This window comes from Halorubrum laminariae (assembly GCF_024494655.1).
Classification (GTDB): Archaea; Halobacteriota; Halobacteria; order Halobacteriales; family Haloferacaceae; genus Halorubrum; species Halorubrum laminariae.
Genome location: NZ_JANHDL010000001.1, coordinates 438,686 through 454,634, shown reverse-complemented (window position 1 = coordinate 454,634; position 15,949 = coordinate 438,686). Strand labels below are relative to the sequence as shown.

The window sequence follows — 15,949 nt, the reverse complement described above, 5'->3', positions numbered from 1 at the left end:
TCAGTCGTCGTCGCCCTCGGCGTCCTCGATCAGCTGTGCGGTCCGTTCTTGCGCGCGGTCGATGAACTCCTGTGGCAGCTCGTCGATCTCGCCCGCCTGCACGCCCCAGAGGTGCGCGTACAGTCCGTCCTCGTCGAGCAGCTCCTCGTGGCTCCCTCGCTCGACGACCTCGCCGCCCTCCAACACCAATATCGTATCGGCGTCTCTGATCGTCGACAGCCGATGCGCGATCGCGAACGTCGTCCGATCGGCGGTGAGCCGGTCGAGCGAGCGCTGGATCAGCATCTCCGTCTCGGTGTCGACATCGGAGGTCGCCTCGTCTAAGACGAGCACATCCGGATCCTTGAGCACCGCCCGCGCGATGGTGACCCGCTGGCGCTGGCCGCCGGAGAGTTTCACGCCCCGCTCGCCAACCATCGTGTCGTAGCCGTCGGGGAGGTTCTCGATGAACTCGTGGGCCTCCGCGGCCTTGGCGGCCTCGCGGACCTCCTCGTCGGTCGCGTCGAAGGTGCCGTACGTGATGTTCTCGCGAACGCTCCCGTAGAAGAGGTACGAAGACTGGCCGACGTAACCGATCGAGCGGCGAAGCGATTTGAGGGTCACGTCGCGCACGTCCTGCCCGTCGATCCGGATGGCCCCGTCGTCGACATCGTACATCCTGAGCAGCAGCTTAAGCACCGTCGACTTGCCGGCTCCGGTGGGTCCGACCAGCGCGAGCGTCTCTCCGCCCTCGACCGCGAAGTTGACATCCGAGACGATCGTCTCGTCGTCGTAGCCGAACGAGACGTGATCGTACTCGACTGCGCCCTCGTCGACGACGAGGTCCTCGGCGTCCGGATCTTCGGCGAGCCGCGAGGGCTCGTCCATCAGCCCGAAGATCCGCGCCGAGGAGGCACGGGCGCGCTGGTACATGTTGATTATCTGTCCGAACTGCGCCATGGGCCAGATGAACCGCTGGGTGTAGAGGATGAAGACGACGAAGTTTCCGATAGTGAGCGTCCCGGTGAACGGGCCCGGCGGCGTCTCTTGGAACACCCAGAGGCCGCCGATGACGAAGGTTATCACGAAACCGATGCCGGCGAACACGCGCAGCGCCGGGAAGAAGGTGATCCGAGTCGTGATGGCGTCCCAATTGGCGTCGAAGTAGTCCATCGACACGTCGTCGACGCGGTCGGACTCGTACGGCTCCGTGTTCGAGGACTTGATCACTTGGATGCCGCCGAGGTTGTTCTCAAGCCGGGAGTTCATCGTCCCGACCGACGAGCGCACCGCGGCGTACTTCGGCTGGATCGTCTTGATGAACAGGTAGGTGAACCCGGCGATGATCGGCACCGGCAACAGCGCCACGAGGGCGAGCTGCCAGTTGATCCACACGAGCAGGACGCCGATGCCGACCACCATCACGGAGAGCCGGAACAGCGAGTTCATCCCGTCGTTCAAGAACCGTTCGAGCCGGTTTACGTCGTTCGAGAGGATCGACATCATCTCGCCGGTCTGCTTGTCCGAGAAGAACTCCATGTTCAGCCGCTGCATCTTGTCGTAGGTGTCCGTGCGAACGTCGTGCTGGATGTGCTGGGCGAACGCGTTGAACCCCCAATTGCGGACCCAGTGGAACCCGGCCCCGAGTACGAACGCCCCGGCGATGACGCCGACTGTGAACCAGAACTGCGCCGCCTGTTCGGTCGGGAGCCACGCGTCGGGGAGGAGGACGAGCGGAATCTGATCGCTGAACAGCGCGTCTTCGTAAAAGACCGCGTCGATGGCGATCCCGAGCATGAGCGGGGGGAGAAGATCCAGCAGACGCGCGAAGACGCTGGCGAGGACCCCGACGGAGACCTGCGGCAGGTAGTCGCGGCCGTAGACGGCGAACAGACGCTTCATCGGGTTCTCGACTTCCTCGCGCTGCTCTTCGAACGGATCGTCTTCCTCCCACTCGGCGCTACTCATCACCGAGACTATCGGGCCACGAGGCAAGTGCGTTTCCTTCGGATCGATACGAGCCGGTACGAACCGGAAGAGTCGGCCGCTATCCGGATCGAAAGCCGCCGTTTCGGAGACCACGTCCCAGCGGGAGACAAGCTCCGACCGTCCGCGTTTCCACCGTCGCGCTCGCTATCACCCGCTCGCGGAGCAGTGCAGCGTTCGTGAACCGATCAGACGCTCCGTCGCTCGACCGCCGGATCGACTCCGGCGGCGTCGAGGTCGTCACGGATCCGCCGCCGGAGCGGGTCGGGAACCACGTCGCGGGGGATCGGCGCGGCGGTGCCGGCGTCGACATCGCGGTCGGCTGTGACGCCTCCGTCGGCGCGGTCGTCGCCCGTCGCGGCCTCGCCTCTCGCTCCCGCGGGAATGGTCCAGTAGAGGACGCGCTCGGCGTCGGCGTAGAACTCGATCGCGACCCGGTCGCCGCCGCCGTCGTAGTGGACGCGGGCGGCGGCTCCCTCGGCGCGCCACCCCTCCTGCATGACGAGAGCGGCGATATCCTCGTGCATGGCCACGATCGGAGCGGGAGCCTCATGTCGGCTTCGACCGCGGTCGATGTCGCGGGGCGCAGCCGACCGTGCCGCCGGCGCGATCGCCCGCCGTCCGCGCCTCGAAAGGAGTTTACCCCCGCCGGCCGCAGGGCGGGTATGTCCCTTCGCGTCACCTTCCTCGGGACGGGCGGTGCCGTCCCGACCACCGAGCGCGCGCCGAGCGCCCTGTTCGTCAACCGCGAGGGCGACCGCCTGCTTTTCGACTGCGGCGAGGGAACCCAGCGCGGCATGATGCGGTTCGGCACCGGCTTCGGGATCGACCACCTGTTCGTCTCGCACCTCCACGGCGACCACGTGCTCGGCATCCCCGGGCTGGTCCAGACGCTCGGGTTCAACGACCGAACCGAGCCGCTGACGATCCACTGTCCTCCGAAGACGGACGGCGACCTCCGAGATCTCGTCCACGCAGTCGGCCACGACCCCGCGTTCCCGGTCCGGATCGAGCCCGTCGCGCCCGACGAGGTCGCGCTCGACGCCGACGGCTACGCGGTCCGCGCCTTCGAGACGGAACACCGCACGAAATCGCAGGGGTACGTCCTCCAAGAAGATGACCGCCCCGGCCGGTTCGACCGCCCGAAGGCGGAGGAACTCGGCGTGCCGGTCGGACCGAAATTCGGACGACTCCACGCGGGCGAGTCCGTCGAGGCCGAGGACGGGACCGTCGTGGAACCCGATCAGGTGGTCGGTCCGCCGCGACCCGGCCGTAAGTTGGTGTACACCGCGGATACCCGGCCGCGCGAGCGGTCCGTCGAGGTCGCTCGGGACGCCGACCTGTTGGTCCACGACGCCACCTTCGCCGACGACATGGCCGACCGCGCCCGCGACACCGCCCACTCGACCGGCCGCGAGGCCGGGTCGATCGCGGCCCGCGCGAACGCGGCGCGGCTAGCGCTCGTCCACATCTCCTCACGGTACGCCGCGGACGCCTCGCCCATCCGGCGGGACGCTCGCGACGAGTTCGACGGAGAGTGCATCCTGCCCGACGACGGGACGCTGATAGAGGTGCCGTTCCCGGACGCCGGGGAGTAGGACTGTCGGGACGCCGAGAGTCTGTCCGTCTTGATGCCGAGAGTCTGTCCATCTTGACGCCGGATCGGACCGCCGGGAAACCTTGATGGGCCGCGGTCACAACCCCTCGCGTATGTCCGACGACTGCATCTTCTGTTCGATCGTCGACGGCGAGATCCCGGCGCGGACCGTCCACGAGACCGACGACGTGCTGGCGTTCCTCGACGCGAACCCGCTCGCGCCGGGACACACGCTCGTGATCCCCAAAGCCCACGCCGCGCGCGTCGGCGACCTCGACGCCGACCTCGCGAGCGCCGTCTTCGACACGGTCGCGGCGATCACCCCGGAAATCGAGGCCGCGGTCGACGCCGACGGCGCGAACGTCGGACTCAACGACGGCGAGGCGGCCGGTCAGGAAGTACCGCACGTCCACATCCACGCAGTCCCGCGGTTCGACGGCGACGGCGGCGCGCCGATCCACGCGGTCGGCGGCGAGCGTCCCGACCTCTCCGACGGCGAACTGGACGCGATAGCCGACGACGTGGCGGCCGCGATTGACGGGTGAGCGCCGACCGGGGGAACCATCCACTGTGACGCGCACGATTCGCGACGCTTAACCTCCGACCCCCGAGACCGGAGTCATGCATACCACGACGCTCGCGCTGGTCGGGGCGACCGGCGGCGCGGGAACGACGCGAACTGCCGTCGAACTGGCGGCGGTCGGGGCGCGAGGCGGCCGCGACGTCGCCGTCGTCGACGCCGCGTTCACGACGCAGGGACTCTCGGAGTACGTCGCGGGGCGGATCGGAACCGATCTCACGGCGCTCGTCACCGACGAGACGGAGGCGTCGCTGTCGGCGGCCGCGTACCCGCTCGTCGGCGGCGACGAACACAGCCCCGGACCGGTGCCGAACTCGGACGGCACGGACGGCACGGACGCCCCGGGTCACGTCGACATACTCCCCGCACGAGCGCCGTTCGAGCGACTGGCGCGGGCGAAGACGGCAGCGGCCGCGCGGAAGCTAGAGCGCCGGATCGGGGAGGCGGCGTCGGCGTACGACGCGGTGGTCGTCGACGTCGCTCCTGTCGGCTCGAACGAGGCCGTCGCCGCGGTCGCCGCCGCCGACCGCGTCGAGACGGTTCACCCGGCGTCGGCTCACGGGCGCGACGCGCTCCAGCGCCTCCGCGGGCGGATAGCCGACGTGGGCGCGACCGTCGACGGCTCGATCGCGGTGGAGATGCGAGACGGGCTCGGCACGCACGCCGACGCGGCGGCCGACACCGACACCGTTCTTCCGGCGATCGATTCGGCGGTCGCGGTCGCTCCGACCGCAGCGAGCGGAGACGGTGCGTACGCGCGGGCTCTCGCTGAGGTGTACGAGCGGACGTTCGACACGTCACCCGACCTCAGCGTCGCCGAGCCCGGCCTGATCGGTCGGCTGCGGTCGTCGAGATAATCCGCCCTTCTCGCTGCGCTCCGGTCCGCTCAGCGGAGCCCGTCGGGGTCACCGAGCGCGCCGCCGAGCGGAGCCGATCCGGCGAGGTGGGCGTCGACGGCGTCGGCGACCGCGGACACCGGGCCGTGCGTCTCGACGTAGGTCGCGAGCGCGAAGTCCGCCTCGTCGCCGCCGGTGAGCGCGACGGCGTCGCTGCGGGCGATCCGCCCGTCGAGCCAGTCGCGAACGACGCCGCGGCGGGTCGGCGCGAGCGGACAGACGCCCGAGACCCCGCAGCGGTGGAGCGTCTTCGCGGCGATCATCGGCGTCACGCCGGCCTCGCCTGCGGCGTCGCCCACGCTTCGTCCGGCCGAGTAGGTATCGACGAGCGTCGCGGTCGCGGCCGGCGTACACGGGAGGGTGTCCACGTGGGCCGCGAGCCGGTCGACGAGCGGCGTCTCGGTGTCGTCCGCGACGGCGACCCCGCGGTCGCGTTGGCGCGCCGTCACTTCGAGATCGGCCGCGATCTCCGAGAGCGTCATGGCAATTGATGTGCCGGATGGGGTTTTAAAACCCCCGTACTGCGGCGGGACGAGACGTGACCCACCGACCGGTTACCGGTCGGTTCGAACCCTCGGATCGGGCTGATCACCCTCCGATCCACCCGGGTTTAAGTAAGGGATCGGGCCGGAGTTCGATATGTGATGAGTCAGGCACGTCCGACCCGCGTCCGTTCGCACCGCACCGAAACCACCGACGGCGTCGAGGAACCGGCCCGAGTCTCGGCCGACGAGTGCCCCGAGTGCGGCGGTCGGACGCAGGTCGACGCGGCCGAGTGCGTCTGCGGCGACTGCGGGCTCGTGGTCGAGGCGGACCGGATCGACCACGGCCCCGAGTGGCGCTCCTTCGCCGATGACGAGACGAACCCGAAGCGCACGGGTGCGCCGCTGACCCGCTCCCGACACGACCGCGGGCTCTCGACCGAGATCGGCCGGTCGACCCGCGTGAAGGGTCGCAAGCGCCGGCGGCTCGCCCGGATGCGGACCCAGCACAACCGCGCGCGGATCTCGACGAAGCGCGACCGCAACAAGGTGTACGCCTACACCGAGATCCGGCGGCTGACCGGTGCGCTGGAGCTGCCGACGACCATCCGCGACACCGCCTGCACCCTGTTCGACTCCGCACAGGACGAGAGCCTGCTCCGCGGCCGCTCGCTCGAAGGCTTCGCGGCCGCGTGCGTCTACGTCGCCTGCCGCACCGCGAACGTCGCCCGGACCGTCGACGAGGTCTGCGCCGAGGCGAAGGCGACGGAGGCCGAACACCGCGCCGCCTTCGACGCGATGAACCGCGAACTCGGGCTCCCGATCGGCCCGGCCGGCCCCGCGGAGTACCTGCCGCGGTTCGCGAGCGACCTCGATATCGGGGCCGGCGTCGAGCGCCGCGCCGGTGAGTTGGTCGAGCGCGCCGTCACAGAGGGGATCGCGAACGGCCGCAACCCGGTCGGCGTCGCCGCCGCCTGCCTCTACACCGCGGCCCGCGAGGCCGACGCCGACTGCACGCAGCAGGACGCCGCCGACGCCGCCGGCGTCACGCCCGTGACCGTCCGGCGGACGTACGTCGAACTGACCGCCGAGTGAGCGGCGACTTCGGAGAGACGAACCGACCGCCTGCGACGGGTCGCTTCTGCGAACCGGTCGATGCGCCGAACCGGTGCACGAAACGCCTTCGCGCAAGAGAAACGGCGGTGGACACCGCCGTCCGTGACGCCCCGGACGGTCGCGGCCGCGTCAGCGGGGACCGCGGGAGACCGCAGGGAACCAATGAGCCGAAGCGGTGGGGAGGGCGGCGAGGGAGGGGGACGAACCCGCAACCGCTCGCGGCGTCACGCGTTTGAATCGAAGCCCGGTCACGTATTCTACGTTGGCAGTCGACAATCCGGATGAACCGTACAATCGGTTCATGTCGAACGGATCACAGTCGTTCGCACCGTTTGCACCGCTTTCACGTCTCGTCGAGTTTGTGCTGGAACGCGAAGTAGACGCGCCGGCCGGTCTCCGTGAGCCGGACGGTGTCCGAGCGCCCCACGTCCTCCAGTTCGACGTACCCGCGGTCGCGAAGCGGCGAGAGCACGTGCGTCTCCAGCGCGCGGTACTTCGCCGTCCGGCTCTCGCCAGCCTCGCGCAGGAACGCCAAGTCGCGCTGGCGAGCCCACTCGATCAGGTTCCACTTGTCGGTGGTCAGGTTCTCGTCGGTCCGGTCGTGGAGCCGACCGAGCACGGCGACCTGATCGCGTGTGGGCGCGTCCATCGGATATATCGGGAGGTCGACCGTCTCCGCGACCCCGGCCGTGAGCGGTCCCTCGTCCACGTCGTGGTAGTGTGTCTCGGGCTCGACGCTGTACGGTCGCGCGCCGACGATCATGCAGGCGATCGCGACGCCGACGGCGGCGATCCGCGGCCCAGTCGAGACGTTCGCGAACAGGCGATCCCCGTCCGCGGTACTCGCGCCGTGGCGGGCGGCGACGGTCGTGGTGACGCCGAGCACGTCGTACACGTCCGCGAGCGCGACCGGGAGCGCGCGGACGTCGGCGAACGCGGCCGCGTCCGCCCACGCGTCGTGCTGGTAGTCGGTGAGCCCGTCGAGGTCGACGCGGGTGTCGGCGGGGTCGTCCGCGTCTGCTGCCGCGAAGTCGACGGCTCCGCGGTCGCCCTCGCGATCGGGAGCGTCCGCGAGCAGGTAGACCACGTCCGCGCCGTGGCGGCGGAGGGGCTCGACGATGCGGTCGTGCTCGTGGCCGAGCGGCGCGACGTGGACGCGCCGTTCGGTCACGCGGGGGACCGTCGTGTCCATGCGTCGATCCTTCGCATCGGTCGAAAAAGGTGCGTCGCTCCGGAGCGGTCCCGAGCGGTCGTGAGAGATTGTGAGCCCTCGGGACCGATCACGACACGTGGGGACGGATAGCACGAAAACCGTTAAGCCCGGCTGTCGCGTACGGAGGGTCATGAGCGCTGACCGGTCCGCCCTGTTGCGGGCCATCGAGCGCGGCGAACGGGACGGCGGCGCTATCGAGTTCAAAGAGCGGCTCTCCCGCGAGATCCACCTGGCCGACGGCCGGATGGAATCGCTCGTGGCTCAGCTCCGTCACCGCGTGCTCTCCGGCGACGGCGAGGCCACCTACGTGCTCGGCGTCACCGACGACGGCGGGCTCGCAGGCGTCGACCCCGAGACCTTCTCCGAGACGATGGACGTGCTCTCGCTGCTCGTGAGCGAGGCGGACGCGCACATCGCCGACGTCGAGACGTGGAGCGCCGGGTCGTCCGGGAGCGGGAACACCGACGGGCTCGTCGGGCTCGCGACCCTCCGCGACGGCGGGATGTTCGAGACCGACGACGACCACCTCGTGATCGGGACGGCGGGCCACGTCGACCACGGGAAGTCGACGCTCGTCGGCACGCTCGTCACGGGCCGCGCGGACGACGGTCAGGGCGGCACGCGCGGCTTCCTCGACGTGCAGCCGCACGAGGTCGAGCGCGGGCTGTCGGCGGACCTGTCGTACGCTGTGTACGGCTTCGCCGACGGCAACGGCGAGCCGATCCGGATGGACAACCCCCATCGGAAGTCCGACCGCGCGCGGATCGTCGAGGAGGCCGACCGGCTCGTCTCGTTCGTCGACACCGTGGGCCACGAGCCGTGGCTCCGGACGACGATCCGCGGGCTCGTCGGCCAGAAGCTCGACTACGGACTCCTCGTCGTCGCCGCCGACGACGGGCCGACGAAGACCACCCGCGAGCACCTCGGCATCCTGCTGGCGACGGAGTTGCCCACCATCGTTGCGATCACGAAGGCGGACGCCGTGAGTGACGAACGGCTCGCCGCGGTCGAACGCGAGGTCGAGTCGATGCTGCGGGACGCGGATCAGACGCCCCTCCTCGTCGACCGTCACGGGATCGACGCGGCGGTCACGGAGGTCGGCGACGGCGTCGTTCCCCTGCTGTCGACGAGCGCGGTGACGAAGGCGGGCGTCGAGACGCTCGACCGGCTCTTCGAGTCGCTCCCGAAGCGCGCGACCCCCGAGCGCGAGGAGTTCCGCCTGTACGTCGACCGGAGCTACAAGGTGACCGGCGTCGGCGCGGTCGCGTCCGGCACGGTCAACTCCGGGACCGTCGAGGCCGGCGACGAACTCCTCTTGGGGCCGATGGCCGACGGGTCCTTCCGCGAGGTCGAGGTCCGCTCCATCGAGATGCACTACCACCGCGTCGACAAGGCGACCGCCGGCCGGATCGTGGGAATCGCGCTCAAAGGCGTCGACGAGGCGGAGATCGAACGCGGAATGGCCTTGGTCCCCCGTGACAGCGACCCGGAACCGGTCCGAGAGTTCGAGGCCGAGGCGATGGTACTCAACCACCCGACGCGGATCCAAGAGGGCTACGAGCCCGTTGTCCACGTCGAGACCGTCTCGGAGGCGGCCGTCTTCTCGCCCGAGGGCGGCCAGCTGCTCCCCGGAGACACCGGGAAGACGCGCGTTCGGTTCAAGTTCCGACCGTATCTCGTCGAAGAGGGGCAGCGGTTCGTCTTCCGCGAGGGGTCGAGCAAGGGGGTCGGGACGATCCGCGCGGTGAATCCGGACTGAGCCGGGTGAGAAGTATCAGGGCTCGTCGACTCCGACGAGTTCCATCAGCGGGTAGCCATCGGTCATCGTCATCCGGGTGCGGACGCGGACCCCCTCGTAGTCGATCCGCATTTCCACGTCCATCAGCGACCCCGTGAGTTCCGTGTAGTCGTTCTCGTGGTCGATCGCGTCGGCGACGCGGTCGCCGTGGATTTCGACGGTGACGGACTCACAGAACGGCTGTTTCTCGATCGCTTCTGCCATCGCGGTCTCCAAGCTCCGGATGCTCGACGGGCTGACGGGCGTCCCCGCGAACTGGTGGTACAGCGAGCCGAACTTGATCCCCGCCTCGAAACACGCCTGCTGGGCGTCGGTTGCCATGGCGGTCCTCCGGCGGCGGCAGGGAAAGGCGTTCGGAGGGCGCGCGTTGCCGTCGGCGAAGCGTGCTCCCACGTCGGCGGTGGTACGCCGACATCGAACGGAAGGAGTTAGGTCCGGCGGCCGGAACCCGTGGGTATGAACGCGCTTCGCGTGACCGGTGGACGGGTGCTCCGCCCGGACGGCCGCGTGACCGAGTCCGACGTGACGATCGACCGCGACGCGGGGACGATCGTCGCCGTGGGCGAGGAGACCGTGGGGGAGAGCGACGAAACGGAAGCGAACGGCGAAGCCGCCGAGACCCTCGACGCGTCCGGATCGCTCGTCATTCCGGGGCTCGTCAACGCGCACACCCACGTCTCGATGACGCTGCTGCGCGGGTACGCCGACGACAAGCCGCTCGACCCGTGGCTGCGCGAGGACATCTGGCCGGTCGAGGCGGAGCTCACGCCCGACGACATCGAGGCCGGTGCCGAACTCGGCGTCCTCGAACTGATCCGGTCGGGCACGACCGCCTTCGCCGACATGTACTTCGCGATGGACCGGGTCGCGGACGTGGTCGACCGCGCGGGGCTTCGCGCGCGCCTCGGCCACGGCGTCGTGACGGTCGGGAAAGACGAGGCCGACGCGCGCGAGGACGTCGAGGAGGGACTCGCGGTTGCCCGCGACCTCGACGGGGCCGCGGACGGTCGGATCCGGACCGCCTTCATGCCCCACTCGCTGACGACGGTCGACGAGGTCCTCCTCCGCGAAGGCGTGGCCGAGGCCCGCGAGGCGGGCGTCCCGATCCACCTCCACGCGAACGAGACGATCGACGAGGTCGACCCGATCGTCGAGGAGCGCGGCGAGCGGCCGATCGACTACGCCGCAGACGCCGACGCGCTCGGCCCGGACAACTTCTTCGCACACGGCGTCCACCTCGACGGCGGGGAGATCGACCGGCTCGCCCAGACGGGGACCGCGATCGTTCACTGTCCGGCCTCGAACATGAAGCTCGCCAGCGGGATGGCTCCGGTCCAGCGGCTGCGCGACGCGGGCGTCACGGTCGCGCTCGGCACCGACGGCGCGGCCTCGAACAACGACCTCGACCTCTTCGACGAGATGCGCGACGCGGCCATGCTCGGAAAACTCGCCGCGGACGACGCGAGCGCGGTCCCCGCGGAGGCCGTCGTCGAGATGGCGACCGCGGCCGGCGCGGCCGCGCTCGGGCTCCCGGGCGGTCGGATCGAGCCCGGCGCGGCCGCCGACCTCGCTATCGTCGACCTCGACGTGCCGCACCTGACGCCGGTGCACGATCCGGTGTCGCACCTCGCGTACGCGGCGCGCGGGAGCGACGTGCGACACACCGTCTGCGACGGCACGGTCCTCATGCGCGACCGCGACGTGCTGACGCTCGACGCCGACGAGATACAAGCGCGCGCGGCCGACGCCGCACACGATCTCGTCGCTCGGGCCGAACGCGACTGACCGAGCACGCTGGGACTGACCGACCACGCCGAGACTGACGACGGCCGCATCGACGGCCGGTCGCCCTCGGCGAGGACGGGTCCGTTGTCCGCCTGTCAGGCCGGGGATGACAGAACGCTTTGGAATCGAAGGTTTTCACCCGATCTCACACCGACTATCCAAGCAGTAAACCAGCTAAGAGAGGAGCCCCTAGTAGTAGACATGCCAGACAGAACCGCTCACCTCGACATCACGGGGATGTCCTGTGCCAACTGCTCGGCGACGATACAGGACGCCCTAGAAGCCCTCGACGGCGTGGCGTCGGCGACGGCGAACTACGCCACCGACGAGGCGACGGTCGAGTACGATCCCGAGGCGGTATCGCTCCGCGAGATACACGACGCGGTCGAGTCGGCGGGCTACGGCGCGGTCTCGGAGACGGTAACGATCGCGATCACGGACATGTCGTGTGCGAACTGCGCCGAGACGAACGCGGAGGCGTTAGAAGACACGCCGGGCGTCGTCGACGCCGACGTGAACTACGCCACCGACGAGGCGCAGGTCACCTACAACCCCGCGGACGCCTCCCTCGCCGATCTCTACGACGCGATCGAGTCGGCCGGCTACTCGCCGGTTCGCGAGGACGGGAGCGGAGGCCGCGGCGATAGCGCCGCCGACGGCGACGACGCGGCCGCCGGTTCCGGGGATTCAAGCACCGCCGACGGGGACGCAGACCAGAGCGCGCGCGACGCCGCGCGCGAGGACGAGATCCGCAGACAGCTCCGCCTGACGCTGTTCGGGGCCGCGCTCGCGACACCGCTTCTCGCATTCATGGTCGACCACCTCGCGTTCGACGGTGCGCTCCTCCCGGCGACGGTGTTCGGGGTCGGCGTCGGCTGGGTGCAGTTCCTGCTCGCGACGCCGGTGCAGATCGCGCTCGGTCGTCCCTTCTACGAGAACTCCTACACGGCGCTCGTCAGGAACCGCCGCGCCAACATGGACGTGCTGATCGCGCTCGGCTCCAGCACCGCGTACCTCTACTCGGTCGCGGTCCTCGCCGAGGTGATCGCGGGGAGCCTCTACTTCGACACGGCCGCGCTCATCCTCGTGTTCATCACGCTCGGCAACTACCTCGAAGCCCGCTCGAAGGGCCGGGCCGGCGAAGCCCTCCGGAAGCTGCTGGAGATGGAAGCCGAGACGGCGACGCTCGTCGACGAGGACGGGACCGAGGAGGAAGTCCCCCTCGACGCGGTCGAACCCGGCGACCGCATGAAGGTCCGCCCCGGCGAGAAGATCCCGACCGACGGCATCGTCGTCGACGGACAGAGCGCCGTCGACGAATCGATGGTGACCGGCGAGTCGGTCCCGGTCGAGAAACGCGAGGGCGACGAGGTAGTCGGCTCCACGATCAACGAGAACGGCGTGCTCGTCGTCGAGGCGACGAAGGTGGGTGCGGACACCGCACTTCAGCAGATCGTCCAGACGGTGAAACGAGCGCAGTCGCGCCAGCCCGACATCCAGAACCTCGCCGACCGCATCTCCGCGTACTTCGTCCCGGCGGTCATCGTCAACGCCCTGATCTGGGGGACCGTCTGGTTCCTGTTCCCCGAGGTGCTCGCCGGATTCGTCGACGCGCTCCCGCTGTGGGGACTCGTCGCCGGAGGCCCCGCAGTCGCGGGCGGCGGCGTCTCGGTCTTCGAGTTTGCGGTCGTCGTGTTCGCCTCCGCGGTGCTCATCGCGTGTCCCTGTGCGCTCGGTCTGGCGACGCCCGCGGCCACGATGGTCGGGACCTCGATCGGCGCGCGCAACGGCGTCCTGTTCAAGGGCGGCGACGTGCTCGAACGCGCCCGCGATGTCGACACGATCGTCTTCGACAAGACGGGGACGCTCACCGAAGGCGAGATGGAACTGACAGACGTGGTCGCGTTCGGACCCGACGGCGAGCCACGTCCCGACGGCGGAACCGCCTCGGCGGTCGGATCGGCCGAAGACGAGGACGGGGGATCCCCGTCCGATCGAGACTCCAACGCACTCACCGCCGACGAGGTGCTTCGGATCGCCGCGATCGCCGAACGCGGCAGCGAGCACCCTCTCGCGCGCGCCATTGTCGAGGGAGCCGAGGCGCGCGGTCTCGATGTCGCGGACCCGGACTCCTTCGAGAACGTCCCCGGCCAGGGCGTCCGCGCGACGGTCGCGTCGGATTCGTCCGACGGTGGGGGAGAGGTGCTCGTCGGCAACCGGAAGCTGCTCCGAGACAACGGAGTCGATCCCAATCCCGCCGCGGAGACGATGGAACGGCTCGAAAGCGAGGGCAAGACGGCGATGCTCGTCGCGTACCAAGGAGTACTCGTCGGTGTCGTCGCCGACGCGGACACGGTGAAAGACAGCGCTGCCGACGCCGTCACCGCTCTCCGCGACCGCGGCCTCGACGTGATGATGATCACGGGCGACAACAAGCGCACCGCTCGCGCCGTCGCCGAACGGGTCGGGATCGATTCCGGCAACGTCCGCGCCGAGGTCCTTCCCGAGGACAAATCCGACGCGGTGGAGTCGATCCAGTCCGACGGCCGACAGGCGATGATGGTCGGTGACGGCGTCAACGACGCGCCGGCTCTCGCGGTCGCGGCCGTCGGCACCGCCATCGGGAGCGGCACCGACGTGGCGATCGAGGCCGCGGACGTGACGCTGATGCGCGACGACCCGCTCGACGTGGTTCGGGCGATCCGGATCTCGGACGCGACGCTTCAGAAGATCAAACAGAACCTCGTGTGGGCGCTCGGCTACAACACGGCGATGATTCCGCTGGCGTCACTCGGACTGCTCCAACCCGCGCTCGCCGCCGCCGCGATGGCCTTCTCCAGCGTGAGCGTGCTCACCAACAGCCTCCTCTTCCGTCGGTACGAACCGGACCGCGACTACCGGCTGCTCGGTCGGCTGCGGTGACGGACTCCTAGAAATTTTGTATAGCAGTATGAGATATATTACATACACACGCGATTCGGAGTTCTTTCCCAGAGACGTTGATACGCCGCGGATCCGTGCGGTCGTCACCGATCGCCTGACTTTTTCATCGCCCGCGCGTCGGATCGGGTATGGCCGACGAGTTCGACCCCGAGAAGTTCGAGGACAAGTACGCTCACTACTTCAACGAACTCCAGCGGGCGTACAAGAATGCGTTCGAGCAGATGAACGACCGGCACGACTCGGAGCTGATCCACGGGATCGACCAGACGGTACTCAACGAGTCCGAACCGTTCTACGAGAACGGCGAGTTCCGAGTCGAACTCCCCGAAAATCCCCGCAAACGCATCAGCGGTGCCGTCGCCGTCGACGACGAGAAATTCGAGGAGACGCTTGAGGAGTACGTCGGCCGGATCGAGACGGAACTGTATCGGACGCTCGGCGTCGACCGCCCCAAATAAGCGCGTTCCCTCGGTTCACCGCTCGACGCGTCGATTTTCGTGCTTCGCGTTCGTTCGAACCAAAGGCATAAGCCCGCCGACCGCCAACTCGTTGGCATGAGCACGGAAACGACTGACGCGGACAACGACCTCCGCGAGCGGATCACGAACTTCCTGCGGCGCAACTTCCCGCAGATTCAGATGCACGGCGGAAGCGCCGCAATAAGCCACCTCGACCGTGAGAACGGCGAGGTGACGGTCCAGCTCGGCGGCGCGTGTTCCGGCTGCGGCATCTCGCCCATGACGATCCAAGCCATCAAGTCCCGGATGGTCAAAGAGATTCCCGAGATCGAGACGGTCCACGCCGACACCGGCATGGATGCCGGCGCGGACGGTGACCTCGGCGGCACCGGTGGCGGTACATCTCCCTCCTTCCCCGGTGAGACGACCGACGACGGCGGCGACGACGAAGGGCCGCAGGCCCCGTTCTAAGCGGACACGTTCCGACGTTCTCGATTTGCGGGTTTTCAACGCTTGGAGTTCCATCTGCGTTCGACATCTCCACTGACGCCGAACTGTTGAAGTAAACCACAAACTGCTATATCAATTCTCATCTGGCGGGGTGCAGGCGCGTTTCGTCGCCGGCTGGTCGTCGACAGGGTTTTTGCCCCCGGCGGTCGTTGGCGCGTGCATGCATCACCGAGAAGTCGAGACGACTGCGGAGTACGTCGCGCGGTTCGAGACCGGTGCCGACTGGCGCGAGGAGATCGAAGACCTCGCCCGCGCCGAAGATGTCGAGGCTGGCTGGTTCACGGCGCTCGGGGCCGTCCAAGACGCCGACGTCTGGTTCTACGACCAAGAGGACACGGAGTACCAGTCGGTGACGTTCGACGAACCGCTGGAGGTCGCGGCCTGCGTCGGCAATGTCTCGCTGCTTGAGGGCGACGTGTTCGCGCACACCCACGCCGTGCTCTCGCGGCCGAGCGGACAGGCGCTGGCCGGCCATCTCGACTCGGCGACCGTCTGGGCGGGCGAGTGTCACCTCCGCGCGTTCGACGAGCCGTTGGAGCGCGAACACGACCCGACCACCGACCTCGACCTGTGGCTGTGAGGCGGCGAGGACGACCCGAGCTACCG

15 protein-coding genes are annotated in these 15,949 nt (G+C 69.0%); 10 read left to right on the top strand and 5 right to left on the bottom strand.

The annotated features are described in order from the left end of the window. Positions 1-1,947 carry an ABC transporter ATP-binding protein gene (locus NO887_RS02200; RefSeq protein WP_256416868.1) on the bottom strand — a complete coding sequence of 649 codons (1,947 nt, stop codon included), beginning with the start codon at positions 1,945-1,947 and terminating at the stop codon, positions 1-3. Positions 1,948-2,153: 206 nt separating this feature from the next. Then, entirely contained in the window at positions 2,154-2,492 is a 339-nt protein-coding gene (locus NO887_RS02195; RefSeq protein ID WP_256416867.1) for a DUF7538 family protein, read from the bottom strand. A 138-nt stretch (positions 2,493-2,630) separates the two neighbouring features. Here NO887_RS02195 and rnz point away from each other — a divergent pair, with 138 nt between their 5' ends. From rnz to NO887_RS02180, 3 genes are all read left to right on the top strand, one after another. Next, the gene (rnz, locus tag NO887_RS02190; RefSeq protein WP_256416866.1) at positions 2,631-3,563 is read left to right on the top strand and encodes a ribonuclease Z; all 933 of its coding nucleotides are present in this window, start codon (positions 2,631-2,633) and stop codon (positions 3,561-3,563) included. A gap of 112 nt (positions 3,564-3,675) precedes the next feature. Further along, on the top strand, positions 3,676-4,107 hold the full coding sequence (locus NO887_RS02185; RefSeq protein ID WP_256416865.1) for an HIT family protein: 432 nt from the start codon (positions 3,676-3,678) through the stop codon (positions 4,105-4,107). 76 nt (positions 4,108-4,183) lie between these two features. After that, positions 4,184-4,999 (top strand): ParA family protein, encoded by an 816-nt coding sequence (locus NO887_RS02180; RefSeq protein ID WP_256416864.1) that lies wholly within the window; start codon positions 4,184-4,186, stop codon positions 4,997-4,999. A 29-nt stretch (positions 5,000-5,028) separates the two neighbouring features. Here the strand turns inward: NO887_RS02180 and NO887_RS02175 are convergent, their stop codons facing one another. Further along, a complete protein-coding gene (locus tag NO887_RS02175) occupies positions 5,029-5,520 on the bottom strand; it encodes a DUF7858 family protein (protein WP_256416863.1) in 492 nt (163 codons plus the stop codon). Positions 5,521-5,682: 162 nt separating this feature from the next. On the opposite strand from NO887_RS02175, the gene NO887_RS02170 reads away from it, so the two are divergent. Then, on the top strand, positions 5,683-6,615 hold the full coding sequence (locus NO887_RS02170; protein ID WP_256416862.1) for a transcription initiation factor IIB: 933 nt from the start codon (positions 5,683-5,685) through the stop codon (positions 6,613-6,615). A 364-nt stretch (positions 6,616-6,979) separates the two neighbouring features. On the opposite strand, the gene NO887_RS02165 is transcribed toward NO887_RS02170, so the two are convergent. Further along, the gene (locus NO887_RS02165; protein ID WP_256416861.1) at positions 6,980-7,828 is read right to left on the bottom strand and encodes an HFX_2341 family transcriptional regulator domain-containing protein; all 849 of its coding nucleotides are present in this window, start codon (positions 7,826-7,828) and stop codon (positions 6,980-6,982) included. 151 nt (positions 7,829-7,979) lie between these two features. Between NO887_RS02165 and NO887_RS02160 the strand changes: the two genes are divergently transcribed. Beyond that, a complete protein-coding gene (locus tag NO887_RS02160; protein ID WP_256416860.1) occupies positions 7,980-9,608 on the top strand; it encodes a GTPBP1 family GTP-binding protein in 1,629 nt (542 codons plus the stop codon). A 15-nt stretch (positions 9,609-9,623) separates the two neighbouring features. Here the strand turns inward: NO887_RS02160 and NO887_RS02155 are convergent, their stop codons facing one another. Then, positions 9,624-9,968, bottom strand: coding sequence for a dihydroneopterin aldolase family protein (locus NO887_RS02155; protein ID WP_256416859.1), 345 nt, complete (start codon positions 9,966-9,968; stop codon positions 9,624-9,626). 135 nt (positions 9,969-10,103) lie between these two features. Between NO887_RS02155 and NO887_RS02150 the strand changes: the two genes are divergently transcribed. From NO887_RS02150 to NO887_RS02130, 5 genes are all read left to right on the top strand, one after another. Then, positions 10,104-11,432, top strand: coding sequence for an amidohydrolase (locus NO887_RS02150; protein WP_256416858.1), 1,329 nt, complete (start codon positions 10,104-10,106; stop codon positions 11,430-11,432). Between the two features lie 201 nt (positions 11,433-11,633). Next, positions 11,634-14,354: a heavy metal translocating P-type ATPase gene (locus NO887_RS02145; RefSeq protein ID WP_256416857.1), complete on the top strand. Its 2,721-nt coding sequence runs from the start codon at positions 11,634-11,636 to the stop codon at positions 14,352-14,354. Between the two features lie 149 nt (positions 14,355-14,503). Continuing rightward, complete coding sequence (locus NO887_RS02140) at positions 14,504-14,833, top strand: DUF5783 family protein (protein WP_256416856.1); 330 nt, start codon at positions 14,504-14,506, stop codon at positions 14,831-14,833. Between the two features lie 96 nt (positions 14,834-14,929). Then, complete coding sequence (locus tag NO887_RS02135) at positions 14,930-15,304, top strand: NifU family protein (protein WP_256416855.1); 375 nt, start codon at positions 14,930-14,932, stop codon at positions 15,302-15,304. 199 nt (positions 15,305-15,503) lie between these two features. Beyond that, positions 15,504-15,923 carry a PPC domain-containing DNA-binding protein gene (locus tag NO887_RS02130; RefSeq protein WP_049984456.1) on the top strand — a complete coding sequence of 140 codons (420 nt, stop codon included), beginning with the start codon at positions 15,504-15,506 and terminating at the stop codon, positions 15,921-15,923. The last annotated feature ends 26 nt before the right edge of the window (positions 15,924-15,949 follow it).